The sequence below is a fragment of the Paraburkholderia tuberum STM678 genome (genome assembly GCF_902833905.1).
GTDB lineage: Bacteria > Pseudomonadota > Gammaproteobacteria > Burkholderiales > Burkholderiaceae > Paraburkholderia > Paraburkholderia tuberum.
Map to the genome: position 1 here is coordinate 1 of NZ_CADFGP010000142.1, position 3965 is coordinate 3965.

A 3965-nucleotide genomic window follows, 5' to 3' on the forward strand; every position below is an offset into this window, starting at 1 on the left:
GCGTGCTACGCATGTATTTCATTCGCCATTCGAGGTGTTCGAACGTATGCTCGCAACCGCTTCGATAACTTCAGCTTCCGTTCATTAACCCGCTGTTGCGCTTCACCTTTGAAACCGCCAACCTATACATGAAAGACGGTGCTGTAGATATGCGTGAATCAATGGAGTACGACATCGTAATTGTGGGAGGAGGTCCTGCGGGTCTTTCGGCTGCAATCCGCCTCAAACAGCTGGCAAACGCCAAGGACATTAATCTAAGCGTTTGTGTCTTAGAAAAAGGTTCGGAAATCGGCGCACACATCCTGTCCGGCGCCGTCATGGACCCGTGCGGCCTGTCCGAACTCATTCCCGACTGGAAGGAGAAAGGCGCTCCGCTCAATGTCAACGTAACCGAAGACCGTTTTCTTTTTCTGACCCGAGAGAGCGCGAGGCAAGTGCCAAACTGGCTACTTCCCGATAACTTTAAGAATCACGGCAACTACGTCATCAGTCTGGCAAACGTCACACGCTGGTTAGGTCAGCAGGCCGAAGCCATGGGCGTCGAAATCTTTCCCGGCTTTCCGGCCGCAGAGATTCTGTACAACGATGACGGCTCGGTTAAAGGCGTTGCCACCGGCAATCTCGGCATCGGCAAGGACGGCGAGCCAACCGAGAACTTCCAGCTCGGCATGGAACTGCACGCGAAATACACGCTTTTCTGCGAGGGCGCGCGCGGGCACCTGGGCCGCCAGCTGAACGAGAAGTTCACGCTGCGCGACGGCGCCGATCCGCAGGTTTACGGCATTGGCATCAAGGAACTGTGGGAAATCGATCCGGCGAAGCACAAGCCGGGTCTGGTGATACACACCGCGGGCTGGCCACTGGAAAACGATACGTATGGCGGCTCGTTCCTCTATCACATGGACAACAACCAGGTGGTGGCGGGTTTCGTGGTGGGTCTCGGCTACACGAATCCGTACCTGTCGCCGTTCGAGGAATTCCAGCGCTATAAGACGCATCCGGCGATCCGCGCGATTCTGGAAGGCGGCAAGCGCGTGTCGTACGGCGCGCGCGCCATTACCGCAGGCGGCCTGATGTCGCTGCCGAAGCCGGTGTTCCCGGGCGGCGCGCTGGTGGGCGACGACGCGGGTTTCCTGAACGCATCGCGGATCAAGGGCAGCCACGCGGCGATCAAGACCGGCATGCTGGCGGCCGAGGCCGCGTTCGACGCGGTGCAGGCCGGTCGCCAGAACGACGAGCTGACGGCGTATCCGGAGAGCTTCAGGACCTCGTGGCTGCATACGGAACTGTATCGCGCGCGTAACTTCAAGCAGTGGATGAGCAAGGGTCTCTACCTCGGCACGCTGATGGTCGGCATCGAGCAGAAGCTGCTGGGCGGCAACGTGCCGTGGACGCTGCATCACCAGCATTCCGATCACGAGATGCTCAAGCCCGCTTCGCAGTGCACGCCGATCACCTATCCGAAGCCGGATGGCAAGCTCACCTTCGACCGGCTGTCATCGGTGTTCATCTCGAACACGAATCACGAGGAAAACCAGCCGGCGCATCTGACGCTAAAAGATCCGAACGTGCCGGTGAACGTGAACTGGCAGACCTATGCCGGGCCGGAGGCGCGCTATTGCCCGGCGGCGGTCTATGAGTTCGTGAAGAACGACGATGGCAGCGAGCGGCTCGTGATCAACGCGCAGAACTGCGTGCACTGCAAGACGTGCGATATCAAGGACCCGACGCAGAATATCGTGTGGGTCACTCCTGAAGGCGGCGGCGGGCCAAATTATCCCAACATGTGCGTATTTCAGCGATCGTGGACGGCCATTTCAGTCTGATCGTGGACGCCGTTTCAGCGTGATCGTGGACGCGCCGGGGAGGCGCGCAAGCCCCGGTGGAATATACCGCAATCGTCCGCGATGAGCCTGAAATCGCCGTTGCTGGCGTAGGTGCCGAGGTGGTTGGCGGGGTGGTTTTTGGGGTGGTTTATCTCAGTTTTTAGGCCCCCGCCAGGCCGCCGGAGGCACCCCCGGTCGAGCTATGTCGCCATGGTTCGATCCCCTGTGCGGTGTGGGTCAAACGGCGCTCGTGTCGGCGGTGTCGCGCAGTGACTTGGCGGTTTTGAGCTCGATTTTTTGGCTGCTGTGGACGACGCGGTCAAGGATGGCGTCGGCCAGGGTCGGGTCGTTGAGATAGGTGTGCCAGGCCTTGACTGGCAATTGGCTGGTGATCAGCGTGGAGCGCGTGCCCACGCGGTCGTCGATCAGTTCGAGCAGATCGTTGCGCCCGGTGCCGGTCATCGGCGAGATCGCGAAGTCGTCGATGATCAGCAAATCGAGCTTGGCCAGTGCCGCCAGTCGCCGCGCGAAGCTGCCGTCGCCGTGGGCAACTTGCAACTCGTCGAACAGCCTGGCGGCGCGCACATACAGCACCGAGAAGCCGCTGCGCGCGGCCTGGTGGCCCAGGGCGCAAGCGAGCCACGTCTTGCCGCAACCGGTGGCCCCCGTGATCAGCACATTGCGGGCGTGGCGCAGCCAATCGCCGCCGGCCAGTGCGGCTACCAGCGAGCGGTCGAGCGAGCGGCTGGCGCGCCAGTCAATGTCCTCGACGCAGGCCGAACTGACCTTGAGCCTGGCGGCCTTGAGCAGCCGTGCGACCCGGCGGTCGTCGCGCCAGGCGATCTCGCGCTGCACCAGCAGGGTCAGCCGCTCGTCGAAGCCCAGCGCTGCGGCGGCGGTGCTGGCGGCTTGTTCCTCGATTGCGCGGACCATGCCGTCTAGCCGCAGGCTGCGCATTTGGTCAAGGGTGTGTTCGTTCAACATGGATATTCCTTCGTTATGCTTGTGAATTGGATTGGGTGGGTCGAGGGAATCCACACCGTCAGTGGTAGTAGTCGGGCCCGCGAACGTTGTCGTGCTCGATGGCGGCTCGCTCGTCGGCGGCAAGCAGCGAGCTCTGGCGGTCCATGCCGCTCTTGAGGATGTTGGTAACGCTCCTCAGATGGGGCGCGCGGATCGCCATGGCGCGCGTGCAGGCGGCCTCCAGCCGCTCGTCCGAGTAACGCTTGGCCAGCGCCAGCAGGCCCAGGCAGGCGCGATAGCCCTGCTCGGGATGGGGGCGGTGCTCCATCTGCCAGGTCACCACGGCGGCGGTGCTGACGCCGATGCGCTGGCCCCAGGCGATCAGCTTGGCCGGCGTCCACTCCAAGTGCGCGCGGTGCGACGCCGGCATGTGATCGGGTGTGGTCGTGAACTTGCCACGCAGCGCGCTCAACGGATGGCTGGCCACGCGCTGGTTCGACGCGAAGCACTCCAGCAGGCCAGCGCCGGCGCGCAGTTCAAGCTTGGCGCCTACCAGCCGGTGCGGCACGCTGTAGTAGTGGCCCTCAAATTCAACGTGGTAGTCGATGTTGACCTTCGCCGACTTCCAGCGCTTGATGACGAAGCGCTGGGCCGGCAGGGGCTTGAGCACGGGCGCATCGAGGGTCTCGAAGGCGCTGCGCCGGCAGCCGGGCAGCTTCTTGAACGGCCGGTTGTTCAGGTCCGCCAGCAGTTCGGCGATCGCCCGGTTGAGCTCGGCCAAGTGGAAAAAACGGCGGTTGCGCAGCCGCGCCAAAATCCACCGTTGGACCAAAAGCACGGTGCCCTCGACCTTGGGTTTATCGCGCGGATGAGCCGGGCGTGCGGCCAGAATAACGGTGCCGTAGTGGGTGGCGAATTCCTCATAGCTGCGGTTGGGTTGGGGGTCGTAGCGGTCGGGCGACTTGATCAGCGCACGGGTCTGGTCGGGCACGATCAGGCGCGTGACGCCGCCGAAGAATTCGAGCGCCAGCACCTGCGCACCGATCCAGTCCTCGGTGGTCTGGCGCGGCGTGGCGCAGGCAAAGTATCCGTCAGCGCATCCCGTCTTGAATGCACGTAAGCGCGGTGCGAAGGTGATGCCATCGTAACGACGGAGCAATGCGATGGACGACGCAA

At 62.8% G+C, this 3965-nt stretch carries 3 protein-coding genes; 1 reads left to right on the forward strand and 2 read right to left on the reverse strand.

All coding sequences use genetic code 11. The features are described 5' to 3' along the window. Nucleotides 1-128 precede the first annotated feature (128 nt). Nucleotides 129-1826 carry an electron transfer flavoprotein-ubiquinone oxidoreductase gene (locus HWY30_RS40475; protein WP_090812627.1) on the forward strand — a complete coding sequence of 566 codons (1698 nt, stop codon included), beginning with the start codon at nt 129-131 and terminating at the stop codon, nt 1824-1826. 237 nt (nt 1827-2063) lie between these two features. Here HWY30_RS40475 and istB read toward each other — a convergent pair whose 3' ends face one another. Beyond that, nucleotides 2064-2810 (reverse strand): IS21-like element helper ATPase IstB, encoded by a 747-nt coding sequence (gene istB / locus HWY30_RS40480; protein WP_090812372.1) that lies wholly within the window; start codon nt 2808-2810, stop codon nt 2064-2066. A 58-nt stretch (nt 2811-2868) separates the two neighbouring features. Further along, on the reverse strand, nt 2869-3965 hold a 1097-nt coding region (locus HWY30_RS40485), incomplete at its 5' end, for a Mu transposase domain-containing protein (protein WP_244145214.1).

Coding starts and splice junctions, on each gene's coding strand:
- HWY30_RS40475 (WP_090812627.1), top strand. CDS start 129: ATGAAAGACGGTGCTGTAGATATGCGTGAATCAATGGAGTACGACATC.
- istB (WP_090812372.1), bottom strand. CDS start 2,810: ATGTTGAACGAACACACCCTTGACCAAATGCGCAGCCTGCGGCTAGAC.